Annotated in this window: 17 protein-coding genes; 6 read left to right on the top strand and 11 right to left on the bottom strand. The window is 74.2% G+C overall.

Annotated features, from left to right (window positions below; translation table 11 throughout):
• The first annotated feature begins 24 nt into the window (after positions 1 to 24).
• On the top strand, positions 25 to 555 hold the full coding sequence (locus OOK41_RS19785) for a pyridoxamine 5'-phosphate oxidase family protein (RefSeq protein WP_266266254.1): 531 nt from the start codon (positions 25 to 27) through the stop codon (positions 553 to 555).
• A 197-nt stretch (positions 556 to 752) separates the two neighbouring features.
• The gene (locus OOK41_RS19790; RefSeq protein WP_266267905.1) at positions 753 to 3,242 is read left to right on the top strand and encodes an excinuclease ABC subunit UvrA; all 2,490 of its coding nucleotides are present in this window, start codon (positions 753 to 755) and stop codon (positions 3,240 to 3,242) included.
• A 165-nt stretch (positions 3,243 to 3,407) separates the two neighbouring features.
• Here the strand turns inward: OOK41_RS19790 and OOK41_RS19795 are convergent, their stop codons facing one another.
• Complete coding sequence (locus OOK41_RS19795; RefSeq protein ID WP_266266255.1) at positions 3,408 to 3,542, bottom strand: hypothetical protein; 135 nt, start codon at positions 3,540 to 3,542, stop codon at positions 3,408 to 3,410.
• A gap of 477 nt (positions 3,543 to 4,019) precedes the next feature.
• On the opposite strand from OOK41_RS19795, the gene OOK41_RS19800 reads away from it, so the two are divergent.
• Positions 4,020 to 4,628, top strand: a complete 609-nt coding sequence (locus OOK41_RS19800) for a hypothetical protein (protein ID WP_266266256.1) — start codon at positions 4,020 to 4,022, stop codon at positions 4,626 to 4,628.
• A gap of 79 nt (positions 4,629 to 4,707) precedes the next feature.
• On the opposite strand, the gene OOK41_RS19805 is transcribed toward OOK41_RS19800, so the two are convergent.
• The 6 genes from OOK41_RS19805 to OOK41_RS19830 form a co-directional block, all read right to left on the bottom strand.
• Complete coding sequence (locus OOK41_RS19805) at positions 4,708 to 5,427, bottom strand: glycosyltransferase family 2 protein (protein WP_266266257.1); 720 nt, start codon at positions 5,425 to 5,427, stop codon at positions 4,708 to 4,710.
• A gap of 161 nt (positions 5,428 to 5,588) precedes the next feature.
• Entirely contained in the window at positions 5,589 to 6,197 is a 609-nt protein-coding gene (locus OOK41_RS19810; protein ID WP_266266258.1) for an ElyC/SanA/YdcF family protein, read from the bottom strand.
• A gap of 323 nt (positions 6,198 to 6,520) precedes the next feature.
• Positions 6,521 to 8,416 carry a CocE/NonD family hydrolase gene (locus OOK41_RS19815; RefSeq protein WP_117667125.1) on the bottom strand — a complete coding sequence of 632 codons (1,896 nt, stop codon included), beginning with the start codon at positions 8,414 to 8,416 and terminating at the stop codon, positions 6,521 to 6,523.
• Between the two features lie 123 nt (positions 8,417 to 8,539).
• Positions 8,540 to 9,451, bottom strand: coding sequence for a sulfotransferase (locus OOK41_RS19820; protein WP_117667127.1), 912 nt, complete (start codon positions 9,449 to 9,451; stop codon positions 8,540 to 8,542).
• A gap of 4 nt (positions 9,452 to 9,455) precedes the next feature.
• A complete protein-coding gene (locus tag OOK41_RS19825) occupies positions 9,456 to 10,430 on the bottom strand; it encodes a sulfotransferase (protein WP_266266259.1) in 975 nt (324 codons plus the stop codon).
• Entirely contained in the window at positions 10,427 to 11,671 is a 1,245-nt protein-coding gene (locus tag OOK41_RS19830; protein ID WP_117667131.1) for a glycosyltransferase, read from the bottom strand. The genes OOK41_RS19825 and OOK41_RS19830 overlap by 4 nt, the downstream gene beginning before the upstream one ends.
• A gap of 239 nt (positions 11,672 to 11,910) precedes the next feature.
• Here OOK41_RS19830 and OOK41_RS19835 point away from each other — a divergent pair, with 239 nt between their 5' ends.
• Genes OOK41_RS19835 through OOK41_RS19845 form a run of 3 tightly spaced genes read left to right on the top strand, consistent with a single transcriptional unit; the run spans position 11,911 to position 15,204 of the window.
• Positions 11,911 to 12,846 (top strand): hypothetical protein, encoded by a 936-nt coding sequence (locus tag OOK41_RS19835; protein ID WP_266266260.1) that lies wholly within the window; start codon positions 11,911 to 11,913, stop codon positions 12,844 to 12,846.
• The gene (locus OOK41_RS19840; RefSeq protein WP_266266261.1) at positions 12,839 to 13,723 is read left to right on the top strand and encodes a sulfotransferase; all 885 of its coding nucleotides are present in this window, start codon (positions 12,839 to 12,841) and stop codon (positions 13,721 to 13,723) included. The genes OOK41_RS19835 and OOK41_RS19840 overlap by 8 nt, the downstream gene beginning before the upstream one ends.
• On the top strand, positions 13,720 to 15,204 hold the full coding sequence (locus OOK41_RS19845; protein ID WP_266266262.1) for a hypothetical protein: 1,485 nt from the start codon (positions 13,720 to 13,722) through the stop codon (positions 15,202 to 15,204). Before OOK41_RS19840 ends, OOK41_RS19845 begins: the two co-directional genes overlap by 4 nt.
• Positions 15,205 to 15,258: 54 nt before the next feature.
• Here the strand turns inward: OOK41_RS19845 and OOK41_RS19850 are convergent, their stop codons facing one another.
• Genes OOK41_RS19850 through OOK41_RS19865 form a run of 4 tightly spaced genes read right to left on the bottom strand, consistent with a single transcriptional unit; the run spans position 15,259 to position 20,470 of the window.
• The gene (locus OOK41_RS19850; protein WP_266266263.1) at positions 15,259 to 16,104 is read right to left on the bottom strand and encodes a sulfotransferase; all 846 of its coding nucleotides are present in this window, start codon (positions 16,102 to 16,104) and stop codon (positions 15,259 to 15,261) included.
• Positions 16,101 to 17,801 carry an oligosaccharide flippase family protein gene (locus tag OOK41_RS19855; RefSeq protein WP_117667141.1) on the bottom strand — a complete coding sequence of 567 codons (1,701 nt, stop codon included), beginning with the start codon at positions 17,799 to 17,801 and terminating at the stop codon, positions 16,101 to 16,103. The genes OOK41_RS19850 and OOK41_RS19855 overlap by 4 nt, the downstream gene beginning before the upstream one ends.
• Before the next feature lie 9 nt (positions 17,802 to 17,810).
• Entirely contained in the window at positions 17,811 to 18,941 is a 1,131-nt protein-coding gene (locus OOK41_RS19860; RefSeq protein WP_165878052.1) for a Wzz/FepE/Etk N-terminal domain-containing protein, read from the bottom strand.
• Positions 18,942 to 18,967: 26 nt separating this feature from the next.
• Positions 18,968 to 20,470 (bottom strand): O-antigen ligase, encoded by a 1,503-nt coding sequence (locus OOK41_RS19865; RefSeq protein ID WP_128763537.1) that lies wholly within the window; start codon positions 20,468 to 20,470, stop codon positions 18,968 to 18,970.
• Positions 20,471 to 20,505 lie beyond the last annotated feature (35 nt).

Consider the following 20,505-nt stretch of genomic DNA (forward strand, 5'->3'; position numbering starts at 1 on the left):
AGATACGGATAGACAGGGACCTCCATGCGCGAAACTCCAGAAGACCTCAGAGAGCTTCAGGACCTCCTCGACGCCTCCCTCTCCCGCTCCACCTCACACCTCCGCTCGATCATCAACACCGAGAGCACACTGACCGCGGAGCAGCTCAGCCAGGCCCTCACCGGCATGTGCACCCTCGCCCTGTCCACCGTGACGGCGAAGGGCGAGCCGCGGATCAGCGGTGTGGATGGGCACTTCCTGCACGGAAAGTGGCACTTCGGCACGGCGCGCGGCGCCGCCAAGGCGCGCCACCTCGCGGCGCGGTCCGCCGTCAGCGCCGCGCACATGCGCGGTGAGGACCTGGGCGTGTTCACGCACGGCAAGGTGGAGATCCTCAACCCCCGGGACGGCGAGCCGGCCGCGGACTGGCCGGACCTGCTCGCGTACCTCAAGGACTTCTACGGCGACGACTTCTTCGACTGGGACAACGACGTGGTCTACTACCGGCTGCATCCGCACTGGATGACCGTCTACGCCCCCGACATCGCAAGGCTCACTGCGCCGTCCCAGTCCTGATCCGCAGCACGGGCCGCATCGGGACCGGCCACGTGATGAGAGATCTGGTGAAGCGGCCGCTCAGCGCCATTGTGACGACCTGCCGCGTAGTGGCGTGATCGGTCTGGTCGGCATGGGTGGGGCCCCTCCGCCCATGTCCCGCTGCGTTGCGAGAGGGTGGACGAAGGTTGACTGCATTCGTATGGGATGTCGCGAGCATGGGGCGCCAGACCATCGACGTGGTGGGGGCTCGTACCAACAATCTGCGGGACGTGTCCGTGAGGATCCCCAAGCAGCAGCTCGTCGCCTTCACCGGAGTGAGCGGCAGCGGCAAGACCTCGCTGGCCATCGATACCCTGCACAACGAAGCCCAGCTGCGGTATCTGGAGGGGCTTTCGCCGTTCGTACGGCAGTACATCACCCAGCGCAATCGGCCGAAGGTCGACCGCATCCTGGGACTCGGCGCGACGCTCGCGGTCGACCAGCGCCGTCTGAACCGCAACCCCCGCTCCACCGTCGCGACGATCACCGGCGTCGACGGGCACCTGGGGCTGCTGTACTCGCGCCTTCCGGGGATCGGCGCAGACCCGGCAGCGGAGAGTGGGGACGGGCATCTGACGACCGCTCACTTCGACCGCAATACGCCGGAAGGGAGCTGTGCGAACTGCCACGGGGTGGGCGGGCGCTGGCAGGCGCAGGAGGACCTGGTCATCACCCACCCGGAGCTTCCGCTCTTCGAGGGGGCCTCGCCCTGGTACGCGAAGTGGCGGTCGGGGGAGCACGCGTTCGTGCCGGCGCTTGCCGAGAAGCGGGACGTGGACCTCGGCCGGTCGTGGCAGTCGCTGCCTGAGGAGTTCCGTCATTGCGTGCTGTACGGCACGGGTGACGAGAAGATCGAGGCGACCGTCGACATGCCGAACAAGAATGAGACGGCCCTGATGACCTACACCTCGAGCCAGCCGCTGCGGGGCGCGCTCGCCGAGGTGGAGCGGGTGTTCGTGAACGCCCAGACGTCCAGTGCCAAGCAGCGCTACCTGCCGTACATGCGCAAGCAGCCCTGCGGCACCTGCGGCGGCAGCGGGTACGACCAGTTGGCCCGGTCCGTGCGGCTCGGCGGGCTGACGTACCCCGACCTGCTCGAGGTGGAAGTACGGGAGGTGCGCAGCTGGGCAGAGCGCGTGGCGGACGACCTGGGCGCCCGGCAGCGCGAGGTGGGTGAGCCGCTGCTGCAGGACCTGGGCCGCAGGCTCGGAATCCTCGACCGGCTCGGCCTGGCCCATCTCCAGCTGTCCCGGAGCGCGGCGACGCTGTCCGCGGGTGAGTTGCAGCGGACCCGGCTCGCCGCGCAGCTCAGCACCGAGCTGAGCGGCATCATCTTCGTCCTGGACGAGCCCGGGACCGGGCTGCATCCGGCGGACAAGGCGCACCTGCTCGACATCGCCCTGGAGCTGCGCGAGGCTGGCAACACGGTGCTCCTCGTCGAGCACGACCCTGAGCTGATCGCCCGGGCCGACTGGGTGATCGATATGGGGCCCGGCGCGGGCCGCTTCGGCGGTGAGGTCCTGGTGTCGGGGCCTCCCGCCGACGTGGCCGCCCACCCGAAGTCGCTGACCGGGCGCTATCTGGCCGGTGTGGGGCCGCGGCTGCACCGGACCCGCCGCCCGACCGGGGACGACACCGGCTGGGTGGAGCTGCACGGCCTGCGTGCGCACAACGTGACCGCGGACCTGGTGAGTTTCCCCGCCGGTCGGCTCACCTGCCTGACCGGGGTGAGCGGCAGCGGCAAGAGCAGCCTACTCGGCGCGCTCGGGGCGAGCGTGGAGGCCGCCCTGAACGGGACGGCGGCCGACACGGTGCGGGAGGTGACCGGCCTTGAGGGGTTCAGCTGGGTCGCCGTCGTCGATCAGGAACCGCTCGGGCGAACGCCGCGGTCCAACCCGGCTACGTACAGCAAGGCGTTCGACATCGTTCGCAAGCTGTTCGCCGAGACCGACGTGGCGCACGGGCGCGGGGTCAATGCCTCCTGGTTCAGCTTCAACACCGCGGGTGGCGGCCGCTGCGAGACCTGCACCGGTTACGGCCGCAAGCTGGTCGACATGCACTTTCTGCCGGATGTGTGGGTGGTCTGCGACGCGTGCGAGGGTCGGCGCTACAAGCCGGAGGCCTTGGAAATCAGGTATCAGGGGTTGGCCATCGATCAGGTGCTGGAGCTGACCGTCGCCGAGGCCGTGGAGCAGTTCTCCGAGCCCCGGCAGCTCGCGGAGACCCTGGGAGCCTTGAACCAGGTCGGGCTCGGCTATCTCCAACTTGGCCAGAGCGCCACAGAGTTGTCCGGCGGCGAGGCCCAGCGGCTGAAGCTGGCGTCCGCGATCCAGCGCGGCGCTGCGAGCCGCAAGGCCGGCCTCGTCGTTCTCGATGAGCCCGTCTCGGGCCTGCACCCGTCTGACATCCAGCGTGTGGTGGACGCGCTCGATGTGTTGCTCGACTCGGGCAACACCGTCGTCGTGGCCGAACATGACATCCCCGTCGCCGCATCGGCGGACTGGGTGATCGACCTGGGGCCGGGAGCCGGTCCGGACGGGGGTGCGGTGGTCGCGGAGGGCACCCCGGACGCCGTCGCGATGGCGGACACCCCGACCGCCGGTTTCTTCCGGCGGTACGCGGCGGGCCTGCCGCTCCTGGAGGTGCGGGAAGGCACGCGCTGCTGAGGGGCCCGGGGCGCGTCTTGCGTCACGTCCTGCACTGTCGTCCGTGCCCGCTCCGTCCGAGGAGGAGCGGGCACGCCTGAGATCGGTGCTGGAGCGGTGCGAGCTTCGGAGCTCACTACGCCGGAGCCACCGCGGCGTACGCGGCCGGCGCCCGCCCGGATGCGCTCAGGGCACGGCCAGCTCGACCGTCGCCGCGGCGGCCAGGTCGAGGACCGCATCGCCGTGCGGGCTGCGTACGGTCAGCCGTTGCCCGGCCGCCGCGACGAGCCGCGCCCGCAGGCCGTCGGGGGCCCAGGTCATTCGGCTCCCGATCGGCCGGGACGCCCGTCGTTCACAACGTTGATCGACTTTGTGTCGGTGACATGGCGGCCTCCGCCGCCCTCGAAGCCCCGTTGTCAGTGACCTGAAGTCGATCATCCCGCCCACCCCAGGGCCAGCCACCCCGTCTCGCACGGGATGTCCGTTTCGCGCTGCCGGCCCGTTGCTGGGTGTGACGGCCGGCATCCGGGTGGCGGAACACCGGCCGGGCCGGGGTGGTTACACATGGCGGACGATCGAGTAGCGCATGTGCCGCTGGGCTGCCCGAGGGCATCTCCCCCGGGATGGAATGCGGGCCGGCTGTCGGTCGTTACATCTGGACCCGGCGCCACGAGCCTTCGCAGGCCGGTGCCGGATGGATCTCCCCCTTTTTGATCTTCTTGGGCGCCTTGACGTGGTGCTTACACGCCTGCCCTCCCCGGGGTGGGGTGTGTCGACCCCCGAATTGGAGTCACCCCCATGAACACGATCATGCGTAAGAGCGTTCTCGGTATCGCTGGTCTCGCGTTCGCCGGTGGTGTGTTCGCCGGTCCGGCCACCGCCCACGCCGCCCCGGCCGTCGAGTCGGCCCCGAAGGCGGTCGCCGTGCAGGCCGACAAGCCGGGCGTGGACAAGCCGGGCGTGGACAAGGGCAAGCTGATCCCGCACGGTGTGCGGGGCGAGCAGTCGCGTATCACGCTTGACGGTGAGCAGACCGCCAACGTCAAGGCGATCGTCGCCGCGACGAAGAAGGCCGGCCTGGACGAGCGGGCCGCCGTCATCTCGGTCGGTACCGCGTTGCAGGAGTCGAAGCTGGAGAACCTGGGCCACCTGGGCGACCGTAACGACCACGACTCGCTGGGCCTGTTCCAGCAGCGCCCCTCCTCCGGGTGGGGTTCGCCGGAGCAGATCACCGACCCCGAGCACTCGACCCTGGCGTTCCTCAAGGGCCTCAAGCAGGTCGACGGGTGGCAGGACATGCCGCTGACCCAGGCCGCCCAGACGGTGCAGGTGTCCGCGTACCCCGACGCGTACGCCCAGTGGGAACAGCAGGCCGCCGACCTGGTCGCCGAACACTGGAACAGCTGACCCGTACCGAACAGCCAACTGGCCGGGTCCCCGACGACGGGGACCCGGCCAGCGGCGCGTCCACCGCCGCCGGGCGCCGTCAGCGGCGGGGCCGGCGGGAGATCCCGGTCGCGGCCAGCAGCGCCGAGGCGGAGAACCGCAGCAGAGGCAGGTAGATCCGCACCGAGTCGGTGAGGGACCCGAAGTGCGACGAGGCGTTGTCGCCGACGTACGTGGTGGCGATGGTCGTCTGCTCGATGGGCCGGCCGGCCCGGGCGGCGTACAGCAGGACGTTCATCTCGTACTCGTACCGCTCGCCGGGGACCGTGAGCAGCCAGTCAAGCAGGCCGTGCGGGTACGCCCGCAGCCCGGTCTGGGTGTCCCGCACGGGGCAGCCCGTCGCGACGCGGAACAGCAGCCGGGTGAGGTCGTTGCCGGCCCTGCTGCGCACCGGCACCTCGCCGTCGAACCGCCGTACGCCCAGCACCATCACGCCGGCCTCCTCGACGCGCTTGGCGACGCGCAGGACGTCGGCGACCCCGTGCTGGCCGTCGGCGTCGGCGCACACCACGTCGTGGCCGGGGTACGCGCGCGTGACGTGCCGGAACCCCGTCTTCAGGGCCACCCCCTTGCCCCGGTTCGTCGCGTGCCGCAGGACGGTGCAGCCGAACTCCCCCGCCGCGTCGAGGACCCGGGCCGACGCCGGGCCGCTGCCGTCGTCCACCACCACGACGTGGACGCCGGGTGCGGCGTCGCGCAACGCTGCGACGAACTCGGACAGCCGGGAACCCGGCTCGTACACCGGGGCGAGGACGATCACCGCCGCCCACCCACGCCACGCCCGGGCGGGCCCGCACCCGGGCGCCCGCCCGAAGGACCGTCCATCCTGTCCACGTGACCTCCTCGACGTCGCCGCGACCGTCGTCCTCATCGAGGTCGATCCGGTGGCGTGGGAGCCTGTACCCCGTCGGCGGCCGTCCGTCACGTGCTCCGCCGGGGCGGTCTCGCCCGCCCGGCAGCCGGCCCAGGGTCGGGCACGGGCACGGCCGAGCCGGAGGCACCCGGACCGGGCCGGGGCGGGACGACGGCGCGATCTCCGCCCGCCGCGCCCCGGCGGCGGCGCGCCAGCCGGTCGACGCGGCGCATCGACGTCACCAGCCGGCGTTCCCGGCGCAGCAGGCCCGCCGGGTCGCGGGCCCCGAGGAACCACAGCCGGGCCGCGATCCGAGCGGCCGGCTCGCGCCACCACCTCGGCAGCGACTCCCCGCCGCAGGCGTGCACATCGAGCAGCGCGGGGCCGCGCAGTCCGAGGGTCCGGCGGGCGAGATACCTGATCCGGGGCAGGTGCCAGGTGTGCGAGACGATGCCCAGCGGGTGCCCCGGGCCGAAGGCGTGGCCGTCGAGCAGTCCGTCCTCGACGGTGTGCAGGAGGTTCTCCAGCGTGCTGCGCGAGCGGGTCTCGGCGCGCAACTCCGCGTGCCGGTCGAGGCCGGCGGCGAGCGCCTGGCGCAGCATCAGGTCGCCCTCCCGCCATCCCTCGGGCGGGGGATGCGCGCCCTCGGCGGCCTCCGCCCAGCCGCCGCTGAACACGATCCGGGGGCGTCCGGCCCTGCCCGGCTGCGCGGGCGAAGGACGCCTCGTTCGCGGCGACGTAGTCAACCGCTGCCCGCACGCGGGCGATGCTGGCCGGGGTGAGCGCCCAGGTGTCCCCGGCGCGCAGCACGCCGCGTCCGAAGACCACGAGCACGGTGGCGATCGGCGACGTGTGCCCTCCCCTCGGTGGCTTCTTCCGCGGCAAGGGTAGCCAGGTGCGGGGCAGCGGGGCGGCCCGGCGATCGACGGTCCTCCGCGGAGGGTCGATCGCCGGGCCGCCCCGGTGGCGAGCCGCGCCGGGCGGCCCGCCGGTCAGCCGGTCAGAGGCCGGCGGCGTGCGCGGCGGCGGTGCCGCCGACCACGGGCAGGACGATCTTGCTGCTCTTCAGCGCGACCTGGAGGTTCGCGGCGGTGGTGTCCGCCTGGCTGGAGTACTGCGGGTAGCTGGCCACGATGATCACGCCGATCCGGTGGCCGGGCTTGAAGACGTAGTCCTCCGGCAGCAGCGGGAAGCTGAAGTTGTACGACTCCCCCTGCACCAGCGGCACGGCGACGCGGATCGACTGCCGGTTCTGGGCGTCCATGATGCCCTTGGTGACCAACTCGTAGTCGGCCGTGGCCACCCGCTTCGTCGTCTGCTTGTAGCAGCCGTCATCCGTCGGGCTGCTCTCGCCCCAGCAGTCCTCCGTGGTCAGGGTGATGATTCCCTCGCCGGAGGCCCGGTGCGCGACCCGCTCGTCGGTGCCGTAGTCGACCAGGATCGCCCCGAGGTTGGTGTCGGTCTGGTCGGCGGAGGCCCGCAGTTGCACGGTCGGGGTGCCGGAGATGTGCAGCGGCGCGGTGAGCGGCGCGGAGAGGAAGGCCAGCCGGTTGGGCTGCACCACGTCCGGGTTGAGGATCATGGTGTTCTGGCTCTGCGTGCGGCTGTCCTGGAACGCCCCGGTCGCCGGCTTCGCCGTCGGCACCAGCCCGAGGCCGCCCGCGCCGGTGGTGCCGGGCTGGAGGAACACCTCGGTGTCGGCCTTGCCGGGGATCGGCCAGTCGGCGTGGGTCTCCCACACGTCGGCGGACCGCTCCAGGTCCACCCGCGGCTCGTCCATGATGCCGTTGGCGACGCCCTGCAGCCAGAAGTCGAACCACCGGTGCAGGGTCGACACCCACACCGCGCGGCGCGAGTCGAACGGGTCGACGTGGCCCTCCTGGGACAGCCACAGCTTGCGCGGCACGTTGTTCTCCGCCAGGGCGTACCAGAACTTGCTGAAGTGGTCCGGCCGGACGTTGTCGTCGTTGAGGCCGTGGTAGAGCAGCACGCTGGCGGTGACGTTGGGGACCTTCTTGACGTAGCTGCGCTCGTTCCAGAAGGCCGTGTAGTCGCCGTGCTCGTCGCCGTCGGCGGCGGCCATCGCGTCACGCACCGGCTTGCAGTACTCCCGGCGCTCGGGGTTGGTGACCGTGTTGGCCAGCGACGCCACGTAGCTGTTGCCCCGGGTGACCACGCCGTTGCTGCGCACGTAGTCGTAGTACTCGGTCGGGCCGCTGATGGGCACGACCGTGGTCAGGCCCTTCACGCCGGTCACCGCCGTGGCCATGGCCAGCGAGCCGTCGTACGACTTGCCGATCATCCCCGTCTTGCCGTTGTGCCAGTCGGCCTTGACGATCTCACCGGCGGCGTTGCGGGCGGTGGCCCGGCCGTTGAGCCAGTTGATGGCCTGCTTGGCGCTCAGGTTGTCCTGGTTGGCGTTGGTGGTCGGGCAGCCGGTGGAGTTGTTGGTGCCGACCATGTCCAGCAGGATGACCGCGTAGCCGCGCGGCACGAAGTAGTTGTCGTAGAACAGCGGCCACTTGTCCAGCAGCCCGTCGCCGTCGAGGTCCGCCTTGCACTCGGACTCGTTGCCCCGGCAGACCGTCGAGTAGTAGGGGCTGGCGTCCATCACCACGGGGGCCTTGAGCCCCTGCGCGGTGGCCGCCGGCCGCATCAGGTCGAACGCGATGATGTCGCGCAGACCGTCGTTGTCGCTGTCGAAGGTGGAGTCGATGAAGAGGCGTTCCCGGATGGCGTCGGCGTAGCCGAACACCGGCTGGGTGACGCCGTCCTGGACGACGATCGACGGCGGCCCGTCCGCCGCCAGCGCCTGCGGCGCCGCGCCGAGGGCGGCGAGCACCGTCGCGGACAGTACGGCCACGCCTGTGCGCCAGCGCGTTCCCACTGTAGCCATGCAGTCTCCTTGAGGTCCGAGGCTGCGTACGCTACGAGCCGGTGCCCGGTGCCACCACCTGCACGTGTAGGAACTTCGCCGGGCGTGGTTCGACGGGTGCGACCCGCGCCGGGCGGGAAGCGGTCAGTCCCGGTAGCCCCACTGCCGCAGCGACTCGGCCAGGGCCCGCTCGACGGCCGCGAGCTGCTCAGGGCCCAGTTCGTCGTGGTACGCCGCCCGGCGCCCGGCGGGGAACTCGTACCGCCCGAAGCCCCGCTCGAACGCCGGCGTCCAGTCCAGCCCGAGGAAGTCGAGCATCCGGGCCACCTCGGCGCGGGGGTCGGCGAGCAGGTCCTCGTAGCGGACGTCCAGCCACTGGCCCGGCGGGTGCGCGGCCCGGGCGTCGGCGAACGCCGCCATCAGCATCTTCCAGCCGAGCGCGGCGAGCACCGGGAAGGACCGGGCGGCCTCCTCCCACTCCCGGCGCAGGTCGGCCGGCAGCGGCCCGAGGTACCAGTTGTCGGGGCCGCGCCAGCCGTCCCACCAGCCCATCTGGAGCCAGGAGTTGGTGACGGCCCGGCCGTCGCGGACCACGTTGACCACCCGCAGCCCGGGGTAGGCCGCCCGGAGGAACCCGGTGCGCGGCCAGCCGGTGACGTGGTGCACCAGCAGCCGGGAGCGCTGCCGCCCGATCCGGGCGTCGAAGAAGGCGCGCAGCCGCCGTGCCACGTGCGGGGTGAGGTCGTCGGCGGTCAGGTCCCGGCACGGGCGGGAGAACCCGGCCAGCACGTGCCGGTCCAGCAGGTGGTACGCCTCCGACGGGGCGACCCGCAGCCGGCCACGTTCCAGCAGCCGGCGGCTGTGCCGCAGCGACGTCATGCCGGCCGGGCGCGGCGCCGACCGCCGGTACAGCGGCCCGTTGAACCGGCCGGTGAGGTTGAGTCGGGACAGCTTGTCGTCGACGCCGGAGACGAACCCCACGTCGGGATGCCGGGACAGCAGCTCCTGCACGAGGGTCGAGCCGCACCGCCCGGTGCCCACCACCACGGCCAACATGCCTTCAGTCCTCCTCGGGGGTGGCCGCCGCCGGGCCGCCCCGACGCCACGGGTAGCCGAAGCGGCGCAGCCCCGGCGCGGTCAGCGCGGTCACCACGGCGTACGACCACCGGGACAGCCCGCGCCGCCACTCGACGTCGGCGGTGATCGGCACCGGGCCGGTGCGGTGCCGCGACGGGTTGCCGGCCACCGAGTGGGTGGGCGCCAGCCGCACCGTCGCGGGACCGGTGAACGGGCCGGCTTCGGCACCGGTCCCGGTGAACGGGCCGGCGCCGGCGAACGCGACGATCCGGCCCAGCGTCGCCTCCGGGTCGGCGGTCAGGTCCTCGTAGCGCACCCGCAGGTAGCGGCCCGGTTCGCCGGCCCACAGCCGGGCCGTCAGCGTGTTCCAGACCAGCCACAGCAGGGCCGCCTTCCACACCGGCGGCCGGCTCATCAGCCGCTGGTCGGCCTCGCCGTCGAGGCCCCGGCGACGCCGCCAGGAGAAGGCCGTGGCCCTCGGGTCGCGGACCAGGTGCAGCACCCGCAGCTCGACGCCGGGCAGCGCGCCGACCAGGGCCCCGTACGGCGGCAGCTTCGACGAGTCGACCACCACCCGTGCCCCGGCGTGCCGGGCGACGGCGGCGTACAGGCCGGCCAGCGCCGCGTCGTCGGGGTGCGCGGGCACGGCACGCCGGCCGCGCCGGTGGCGGCGCAGCAGCGCGGGCACGCCGCGCAGGCGCAGCCGGCCGCGCAGCCGGCCGGCGATCCCGCCGGCCCGGTCGACCGGCACGTCCCGGCGCACCGCACGCCACAGCGGACAGTCCCGGAACGGCAGCCCGCAGCCGCAGGGCCGGTTCTCCACCTCGCCGCGCTGCCACAGGTAGCGCAGCTCGCCGGCCGCGAAGAACCCGGCGTACTGGCCGAGGACGGTGGTGACCAGCGTGCTGCCGCTGCGTCCGCTGCCGGCCAGGTAGAGCACCCGCACCGGGCGGGTCACGCAGGCTCTCGCAGCGCCAGCGCCGCCGTCGCGTAGACCTCGCGCAGCCGGGCCAGGTGTGCCTGCGGCGAGAAGTCCCGTTCCACCCGGGCGCGCCCGGCCAGCCCCATCCCGTACGCCCGGGTTGGGTCGGCGAGGACGCGGCCCAGCGCGGCGGCCAGCGCGGCGGGGTCGTCGGCGGCGACCACCTCGCCGTCCACGCCGGGGGTGACCAGCTCGGGCAGCCCGCCGAGGTCGGTGGCGACCACGGGCACGCCGCAGGCGAACGCCTCCAGCACGGCCATCGGCTGGTTCTCGTTCCATCGCGACGGCACGGCCGCCACCGCCGCGGACCGGACCAGCTCGTGCAGCCGGGCCTTGTCCAGCCGGCCGTGGAACCGGACCCGGCCCGGCGCGCGCCGCCGCGCCAGCTCGGTCAGCCCGGCGCGGGCCGGGCCGTCGCCGGCCACGTCGAGCGACACCTCGGGCGGCAGCAGGGCCAGCGCCTCGACCAGCACGTCGACGCCCTTCTCCGCCGACAGCCGGCCGGCGAAGACCACCGACCCGCCCGGGGCCGGCTTCACCCGTGTCGCGGCGACGTCGACGAAGTGGGGCACCACGTGCATCCGGTCCGGGAAGACGCCCGCGCGGCGCATCACCCGCGCCAGGAATTGGCTGGGGCTGACGAACGCCTGCACCGGCCCGTACGCCCGGGTGCAGCGGTGCAGCCAGGACTCCACGGCCAGCAGGCCGCTGGCCGGCAGCGAGCCGTCCTTGCACCGGCGCCGGGCCGCCCGCAGCGGGCCGCCGGTGACGCAGGCGTCACACACCGCGCCCCGGTCCAGCATCTGGTAGCTGGGGCAGGCCAGCTTGTAGTCGTGCAGCGTCATCACGCAGGGCACCCGGGCGGCCCGCGCCGCGGCCAGCACCGACGGTGAGAGCTGGTGGTAGATGTTGTGCAGGTGGACCACGTCGGGCCGGAAGTCGTCGATCACCCGGGACAGGCCGCGCCGGCTGGCCGGGGACCAGATCATCCGGGCCGCCGCCGTCGCGCGCGGGCCGATCCCCGACGGCGCCGGGTCGAGCTCCACCAGCGGCGGGAAGTGCCGCGCGTACGGCAGCGGGGCGTCGTTGTCGGGGTGCGTCATGCCGTAGTACGCGACCTCGTCGCCCGCGCCCCGTTGCAGCGCGGCGACGTCGAGGAGGTAGCCCTCGGCGCCGCCGCGACGGTAGAGGAACTTGTTGACGTGGAGGACACGCATCGGCCTGCTCCAGGGGTGGCCTGCTGAGTGGCCGCTCAGGGGTGGGGGCAAGGGCGGGCACCGGGCAGCAGCGGTGGCCAGGGCCCCACGGTATGCAAATCGGGCGGACGAGTCCAGATCATGATCCCCAACTGACCACACGGCCGATCCCGCGCTGGCCGCACGGCCACGTGGCCGGCCACGATGATCTGCCGGTAGCGTGTCCCCCGCCCCGACCCGTCAGGCCCGAGGAGGACCCGGTGGCCCACCAGGACGAACCCTCGACGTGGGCGTACACCGCCCGGCGGGTGGTGCGGCACCTGCGCTGGGCGCGCACCGAGGGGGTGCGGCGGCTCGTCGAGGAGGACCGGCTCGACCCCGTCCAGCGGGCCCGCACCGCGCTGGCGAAGTGGCGCTGGCGGCGGTCCCACCCGCAGCCGCCCGGCCGGGCGCTGCCGGTGTACCTGGTCGGCCTGCAACGCTCCGGCACCAACATGCTGGCCCGGGGGCTGGACGCGGCGCCGTCGTTCGAGGTGCGCAACGAGAACGACCGGCAGGTGTTCCACCGCTTCCGGCTGCGCTCCGACGCGGTGCTCGCCGACGTCGTGCGGCGCAGCCGGCACCGGTACGTGCTGGTCAAGCCGCTGTGCGACACGCACCGGGTGGACGAGCTGCTCGGCCTGGCGGGCCTGCGTCCCGGCCGGGTGCTGTGGGCGTACCGGGACGTCGACGACCGGGCCCGCTCCGAGGTGGCGAAGTTCGGCGACGCCAACCTGCGGGCGCTGCGGGCGATCGCCGACGGCACGATCGGCGACCGGTGGCAGGGGCAGCGCCTGGACGGGCCGACCCGCGAGCTGATCGCCGGCTTCGACTACGACCGGATGACCCCGCACACCGCCGCCGCCCTGTTCTGGTACGTGCGCAACTCGCTGTTCTTCACCCTCGGCCTGGCCGACCGCGACGACACGCTGCTCTGCTCGTACGACGCGCTGGTGGCCGACCCGGCCGCGTACACGCGGCGGCTGTGCGCGTTCCTCGACCTGCCGTACGACCCGGCGCTGCACGCCCACATCGGAGCGCGCGCCCCGCGCCGGCCCCGGCTGGAGCTCGACGGCCGGGTGCGGGCACTGTGCGCCGAGCTGGCCGGGCGGCTGGACGCGCGGGCCGGATCGGACCGGGCGGTGGGCCGTGGCTGACCCGGACACCCGGCCGACCGCCGACGGCCCGCAGGTCCCGCCGGCCGGCGAGGCCCCGCACGTCCCGCCGGCCGCCGACGGCCCGCAGCCGGACCGGGCGGCCCCGGGCGCCGGGCCCCGGGGGCCGATCTTCCTGGTCGGCTGCCAGCGGTCCGGGACGACGATGCTGCGCCTGGTGCTCGACTCGCACTCCCGGGTGTCCTGCGGCCCGGAGACCCGGTTCCTGGCCGACATGCAACGCATCGTCGGCCGGGACTGGGAGCGGCTGGCCCGCTTCGGGTTCCCCCGGGAGTACTGGCTGGGCCGCATCGCCGACTTCTTCGGCGGCATCCACGGCGACTACGCCCGGTCCCGGGGCAAGACCCGCTGGGCGGACAAGACGCCCCTGTACGCGCTGTCGATCGGTTTCCTCGCCGAGGTGTTCCCGGACGCGCAGTTCGTGCACGTCATCCGGGACGGCCGGGACGTGGTCGTCTCCCACCGCAAGCGGTTCGGCTACTGGTCGGCGGTCAAGTGCGTCGTCAAGTGGCCCCGCTACATCCGCGTCGCCCGCGCCGCCGGCCGCCGGCTGCCCGCCGACCGGTACCACGAACTGCGCTACGAGGACACCGTCGGCGACCCGGAGAAGGCCATGCGGGCGCTGTTCGAGTTCCTCGGCGAACCCTGGGAGGCCGAAGTGCTCGACTACGGCGGCAAGCAGCACGACGTGGCGGGCAAGTACACCGCCGAGGCGGACCGCCGGCGCGCCGCCGCGCGCACCGACGCCGCCATCTACGGCTCGCGGGTCGGCACGTACCGGCGGGAGCTGGACCCGTTCCTGCGGGTGCTGGTCCGCGTCTTCTCCGGCGCGACGCTGCGCGAGCTGGGGTACCGGTGACGCGCCGCCCGGGGCGGCGCGCCCCGCTGCTGGCCGGCGCGCTGGCGCTCGCCCTGGCCGCCGGGGCGGCCTGCTCGGACAGCCCCTCCCCCACGCCCCGGCCGACGCCGACGCCATCGGCGGCGGCGACCGAGCCGACGGCCGGGCCGGGACCGTCGGCGGCGCCGGGGGTGCGGAACCCGTTCGGCGCGCACTGGGACTGGTCGCGCCACGAGTCGTTCGTGCCGTACCTGAAGCAGCTCTCCGGCTCGGCGACCTACCACGAGCTGAGCTGGTGCGACATCGAGAAGGCCCAGGGCAGCCCGGACTTCTCGGCGGTGGACCGGATCGCCCGCGAGAGCCGCGACCTCGGCATCACCCTGCACCTGAAGATCCGCACCGGGGTCTGCTGGGCCACCGGCGGCACCGCCCGGCACACCCGGGGCCAGGCGAACAAGACCGAGTCGGCGATGCCCCGGGACCTGGCCGTCTACCAGGGGTTCGTCCGGGACGTGGTGCGCCGCTACGCGCCCTACGGGGTGCGGGAGTACGCGATCGAGAACGAGGTCAACGCGCCGCAGTACTGGGCCGGCAGCCCGGCGGACTACCGGCGGCTGGTCACCTCCGCCGCCGAGGCGGTCCGGTCGGCCGACCCGCAGGCGAGGGTGGTCGACTCCGGGATCAGCAGCGTGGCGTACGGGATGGGCATCGCCGACCGGCTGGTGCGCGCCGGCCGGCCGGACGACGCCGTCGCCGCGTACCGGGCGTACTTCCCGCGCCGGGTCGGCACCCGGGGCCGGCAGATCCCGGCCGTGGACCGCCCGGAGCAGCTCCGGGCCGCCCTGGCCACCGAGCAGAACGCCCGCAACCTGGCCTTCCTCGCCGTCACCGAGGAACTGCTCGACGAGCGGGTCGTCGACGTGCGGCAGTTGCACTTCTACGAACACTTCGCCGGGGTGCCGGCGCTGCTGGACTACCTGCGGGAGCAGACCCCGGCCGGGGTGCCGGTCCAGGCGTGGGAGGTCGGCCAGTTCTGGCGCGACGGCGACGGTGACGCCGCCAGCCGGGCCGACGAGATGGTCAAGGCGGTCGTCCAACTCGTGGCCGGCGGAGTCGAGCAGGTGCTCTGGCTGCCGCTGGCGTACAACCCGGGCAACCGGCAGGGCAGCGAGGTCCGCTACGGCCTGCTCGACCCCGACGGCACCGTACGGCCGGCCGGGGTGAAGCTGGCCGGGCTGGCGCTGGCGGCCCAGGACGCGACGGCGGAGCCGGTGACCGCGAAGGGGCTGACCGGGGTGGCGTTCCGGCGCGGCGAGCTGACCGTGCTGGTGCTCTGGTCGGGCTCCGGCCGGACCGTGTCGCTGCCGGCCGCGCCGGGCCTGGACAGCAGCCCGGTCGGCGCGGAGCCGCGACGGGTGGCCGGGACGGTCACCATCGGGGCGGAGCCGGTGCTGATCCGGTCCACCGGCGACCCCGCCGCGATCCTCGGCCCCGCCCGCTGACCAGCCCTTGCGGCCCGGCCCGCTGACCGGCGGGCACGGCACGGCGGGCCGGCGTCACCAGGTGCGCGGCCAGCCGAGCAACTCGGCGAGGCGGGCGTTGTGCGGGGCGAACCGGGCCGTCAGGTCGGCCCGCAGCTCGTCGGTGAGCTGGGTGGGCCCCCGCTCGGCCCGCCGGGTGTGCCGGGCGAAGGCGTCCGGCGTGAACGGCGCCAGCCCGAGGAAGCGCAGGATGCCGGCGTACGTCGCCGCCGGGTCGGCGTACAGGTCCTCGCTGCGCACCACGTGCAGCCGTTCCCGGGACACGTGGGCGAACCACCGGTCGAGCTGCTCGGCGTAGCGGCCCCGGGCGGCGTACGAGTGGTCGCGCAGGGCCCGGTGGGCCGCCGGGGTGTCCGGCCCCCGGCGCAGCGCCGCCGCCAGCCGTCCCGGCTCGGCGGCGAGCGCGTCGGCGAAGGCCAGCGGCTCCCGGCCGAGCGAGCGGGTGTGCAGGTAGTGCGAGTAGGCCCGCTCGACGGGGTCGCGCAGCAGTGCCACGAACCGGGCCTTGGGCAGCAGCGCGGCCACCCGCGCCGGCACCGCGGGGTGGAACAGGTAGTAGGGGCTGGCCTCGAAGCTCTGCCGGCCGGGGGCGGCCGGCGGGAAGTGGGCCCGGTACCAGCGCTGTCCGCGTCCGGCGTGCAGGCTGAAGAACTGCAACTCCTTGCCGGTGGCGGCCCGCACCTCGGGATGCGCGGCGAGGTAGTGGTGCAGCGACGTGGTGCCGCAGCGCTGCCCGCCGATGACGAGGAAGTCGGGCAGCGCGCCGACCGGGCCGGGCCGGGCAGCGCGGGCCCAGGCCCGCGTGCCGCGTACCGCCCGGCGCAGCCGGTCCACCGCGACCCGGCGGGACCCGGCGCTCACCGGGCCACCACGGTGCCGGCGGTCGGCGTGCCGCCGGTGGGCGTGCCGGGCGGGGGTGGCTTCGGGACGCCACGGCCGCGCCGGCGCACCAGGGCCCGCAGCACCATCAGGTCCTCCCGGCCGAGCCCCAGCGCCAGCACGACCGCCAGGTAGACCGTCACGATCGTCAGCAGGCCGACGCCGAGCCGCCACGGCCAGCCCGGCAGCAGCCAGCGCACCAGCAGCCCGGCGAGCAGCGCCGCCGCGCCGGCGGCGATCCCCTTGACCATGCCCACGGTGAACGGCAGCGCGCCCACCAACGCGCGGACCTGGAGCACCCGGGCGACGTTGACCACGATCAGCGACACGCTCCACGCGAGCGCCGCGCCGACGATGCCGTACGCCGGGATGAGCCAGAGGTTGAGCAGCATGTTGAGCACCAGGGCGGCCACGTTGTCGGCCATGTTGACCGCCACCCGGCCGGACATGTTCAGCACCGTGCCGCACGGGCCGGTCGCCGCGTTGACGAGCTGGCCGAGGGCCAGGACCACGGTCACCGCCGCGCCGGCGGCGACCTCGCCGCCGAAGACCCGCAGCAGGTCGCCGGGCAGGACCAGCAACGCGACGAAGGCGGGCATGGACAACCGGACCACCCAGCCGGTGGCCACCGCGTACACCCGGCGGACGTCGGCCAGCTCCCCCCGGTGGTGCAGGTGCGCGATGTACGGGCCGAACGCGGCGTTGATCGGCGCGAGCACGAAGATCGCGACGGTGACCAGGCGGGTGGCCACGTTGTAGACGCCGATCTCCGGGTTGGCGAAGAAGCCGAGCAGCAGGGTGTCGACCCAGATCAGCCCGGTCGAGGACAGCGAGGACACCCAGCTCACGGTGGAGAAGCCGAAGAGCTGGCGGGGGCGGTACACCGGGCGGGCCGAGGGCACCCGCCGGACGAGGCGGCCCAACGCGACGAGGGCGAGCAGCGCGGCGGACCAGCCGGCGCCGACCAGCGCCCAGTAGGCCCCGGTCAGGCCCGCGCCGGTGGCCAGGGCGAGCGCGGTCAGCAGCAGCCGGGTGCCCGGCTCGTAGAGCTGGCCGATGAAGGTGAACGGGCGCTGGGTCCGCCAGCCCCGGGTCGCCGCGAGGGCGGCCTCGCAGATCGTCGAGGCGGGCAGGGTCAGCGCCACCAGCCGCAGGCCGGTGACCAGTCCGGGGTCGTGCAACCGGGCGGCCAGCCAGGGTGCCCCGAGCGCCAGCGCGACGGCGAGGACGACCGATGAGGCGGCGGAGATGGCCAACCCCAGCCGGACGGTGCCGCGTAGCGCCGGCGCGTCGGAGTCCGCCAGGTGCACCGCCACGAACCGGGTCAGCCCGGCCCGGAAGCCGGAGAGCGAGAGCAGCCCGGCCAGGGACAGCACGGCGTAGCACTGGGCGTACCGGCCGACCTCGCGGATGCCCAGCACCCGGGCCAGCAGCAGCATGATCAGGAAGACCGCGGCCTGGCTGAGCAGGGCGCCGACCAGGTTGAGGCCGCCGCCCCGGGCCATTCCCCGGACGTGCCGGTCGCCCTGCGGCTCCGGCTCGCCCCGCGGGGCGGGACCGGGCTGCGGGGCTGGCGCACCCTGCGGCTCCGGCTCGCCCTGCGGGGCGGGACCGGGCGCCGGGCGCCGGGCGCCGGCTGGGGGAACCCGCACCGTCCGCCGGTCCGGTTCGGCCGCCACGCCGCCCGCCTACCGGTGCCGCAGCTCGGGCTCGGAACTGACGTCCCGGGGCGCGGGCGTGCCGGCCCGCCCGGTCGCGCCGCCCGGGCCGACGGCGTCCGCCCGTCCGTTCACCGCGTCCGGTCCCGTCCCCTCGGCCCGGTGCGCCGGCGCGGCCTGGCCGGTCGGCGCGGCCCGTCGCGTGGTCGTGGCCCGGCCGGTCGTCGCCGCGCGGCTGCGGGTGACCTGCTCCAGGACGGCCACCAGCAGCACGGCCAGCAGCAGGCCGGCGCCGGCCACCGGCAGCACGAGACCGGCCAGCGCCCGACCCCGGGAGACCGGCTCGACCTCGCCGAGGCTGGTCACCTGGGCGGGGTCGGCGGCCTGGGCCTGGGCCCGGGCCTGCTGGAGGGCCTGGCGGGCGGAGGACAACGCGGTGCTGGCGCCGTCGCGCTGCGCGAGCAGCGCCTGGTAGTCGGGCAGCTTCGGGCCGAGCCCGTCCAGCCGCTTCTGCCCGGCGGAGATCGCCTCGGCCGCGGCGTCGGCGCCCCGGCCGTTGCCGACGGCCTGCATCTGCAACTGCTGCTGCCGCATGCTGGCGATCTCCTGCAGGGTCGCCTGGTAGAGCTTGTCCGGCTGGCTGACCTTGTTCGTCTTCTCCCAGTCGTTGATCGCCCGGGTGGCGGCGGTCAGCTCGTCGGTGGCCGCCCGCACCTCGCCGGTGGCGATGTTGACCTGGCTGGTGAACAGGAAGGACAGGGCGCGCTGCCCGGTCGCCGTGAGCACCGGGACCACCGTGGACCGGCTGGTCGCCGTGTAGGTCAGGGTGAGCTGGCTGCTCGCCCCGACCTGCTCGACCTTCAGCCCGTCGCGCAGGTCGCCCGCCGCGACGCCGGTGTCCGCCGACACCTGGCCGACCACCTGCGGGGAGGTCACGGCCGCGGCGAAGGCCGCCGCGAACTGGTTGGCCGCCTGCGTGCCGGTGTACTGCTGGGCCGCGGCGCCGCCGACCAGCGCCGGCGCCGCCACGTACGAGGTGGCCGTGTAGCGCTGGGGGCCGAGCAGGACGACCAGCGCGGCCACCGCCGTGGCGACCAACGGGACACCGACCAGGACCCAGAGTCGACGCCGCGCGACCCGCAGATAGTCGACGATCTCCACCCTTGCGCTCCCCACTGTCCGGTAGCTCATCCGATGTCCCGCCCGAGCGCCGTCGGCGCGTCGGGCGCCACGGCCCGGTCCGCGCCCCGGGCGATCGCGTTGGCCGCGGCGGCGAACGCCGCGAAATACCACAGCGTGACCACGTTCGAAATCACGTTGGAGGCCGCGCTGACCGCCACGAAGGCGACCGCGCAGCCGAGGAAACCTACCGCGATCCCCCGGCCCAGCGTGCCCGGCGGGGCCCGCCGCAGCGCCGCCCACCCGGCGTGCAGGCAGAGAACCATCATCGCCAGGTAGGCGAGCAGGCCCAGCAGACCGGTCTCGACGTACGCGCGCAGGAAGTCGTTGTGCGGCTTCTTCGCCTCGTCGGCCTCGAACTTGGTCATGTTGGGCCCGATCCCGGTGACCGGGTTCCGGTTGGCCAGGGCGACGATCTCCGACCAGTAGTCGACCCGCCAGGCGAGGGTGTTGCCGGTCGGGCCGCCGCCGACGGCGGTGCTGTCGGCGAGCTGCCCGAAGCGCTGGGCGACCGTCGGTAGCAAAGCCCCGCCCGCCACCGCGACCAGGCACAGCGCCACCAGCAGGCGCCGGCTGCGGTGCAGTACCGCGACGACGACCAGGCCCAGGGCCGCGCCGAGGATGGCGCTACGGGTGTTGGTGAGCAGCAGGAACAGCAGCGACCCCGCGAGCAGCACGCCGAGGGCGACCCGCAGCCGGCGGCCCAGGTACCGGTGGACGCCGAAGCCGAAGATCACCATGAACATCAGGTACCGGCCGAACGTGGTCGACTGGCTGAACGGCCCGCTGATCCGGGTGAAGTCGCCCTTGACCTCGGCCGGCGGGTCGCCGAGCAGGGACAGCACGGCGGTGTAGCCGAGCGCCAGCGCCAGGGAGGCGTAGGCCGCGAGCAGGAACCGCCGGATCGCCGGCAGGTCCGGCATCAACTGCTCCAGGACGACGAACATCACCACCACGGTGCCGATGCGCAGCGCCTCCAGCGCGCTGGGCACGGGCTGCGCCGCGCCCAGCGCGCTGACCAGCGAGGTCGCGCCGACCAGCAGCAGCGCCACGCCGAGCGGGGAGCCGCGCAGCCGGCCCCTCTCGCGCAGTTGCGCGGCCAGCCACAGGCCGGCGGCCAGCAGGAACAGCACGGCCAGGATCGTCGACGGGTCCAGCGTCCGGGTGGCGGCGCCGGCGTCGGCCCGGCCGGCGCTCGGGCCGCTGAGCTTGAACAGGTCGACGCAGGAGCGGACGGCCAGCATCAGCAGCACGTACGCCGCGAAGCGGGTCAGCGCGAGCGCCCCGACCACCAGCCCGGCGACCACCGCGAGCGGCAGCACCACGCCGACCCGGTCGCCGCGGGTCATCGCCAGGCCGGCGACGACCGCCACCACGGCGCAGAGCAGCGCCGCGCCACCGGTCAACAGGCGCCCGGTCGGGTCGCCGGCCGGCCGACGCCGGGCTCCGTCGGGTAGGCCGGCGTCACGCACCGTGCCGTGTCGCTGTCCGTCCACTCGCTCGCCGACCACTCGTTTCCAGGGTGCCGTTGCCGGTCACAGCCGAG

Origin of the sequence: Micromonospora sp. NBC_01655 (assembly GCF_026339755.1) — a bacterium.
Lineage (GTDB): Bacteria > Actinomycetota > Actinomycetes > Mycobacteriales > Micromonosporaceae > Micromonospora.

Coding starts and splice junctions, on each gene's coding strand:
- OOK41_RS19820 (WP_117667127.1), bottom strand. CDS start 9,451: ATGTTGGCCGTGGTGGTGGGCACCGGGCGGTGCGGCTCGACCCTCGTG.
- OOK41_RS19800 (WP_266266256.1), top strand. CDS start 4,020: ATGAACACGATCATGCGTAAGAGCGTTCTCGGTATCGCTGGTCTCGCG.
- OOK41_RS19795 (WP_266266255.1), bottom strand. CDS start 3,542: ATGACCTGGGCCCCCGACGGCCTGCGGGCGCGGCTCGTCGCGGCGGCC.
- OOK41_RS19830 (WP_117667131.1), bottom strand. CDS start 11,671: ATGCGTGTCCTCCACGTCAACAAGTTCCTCTACCGTCGCGGCGGCGCC.
- OOK41_RS19790 (WP_266267905.1), top strand. CDS start 753: ATGGGGCGCCAGACCATCGACGTGGTGGGGGCTCGTACCAACAATCTG.
- OOK41_RS19785 (WP_266266254.1), top strand. CDS start 25: ATGCGCGAAACTCCAGAAGACCTCAGAGAGCTTCAGGACCTCCTCGAC.
- OOK41_RS19815 (WP_117667125.1), bottom strand. CDS start 8,416: ATGGCTACAGTGGGAACGCGCTGGCGCACAGGCGTGGCCGTACTGTCC.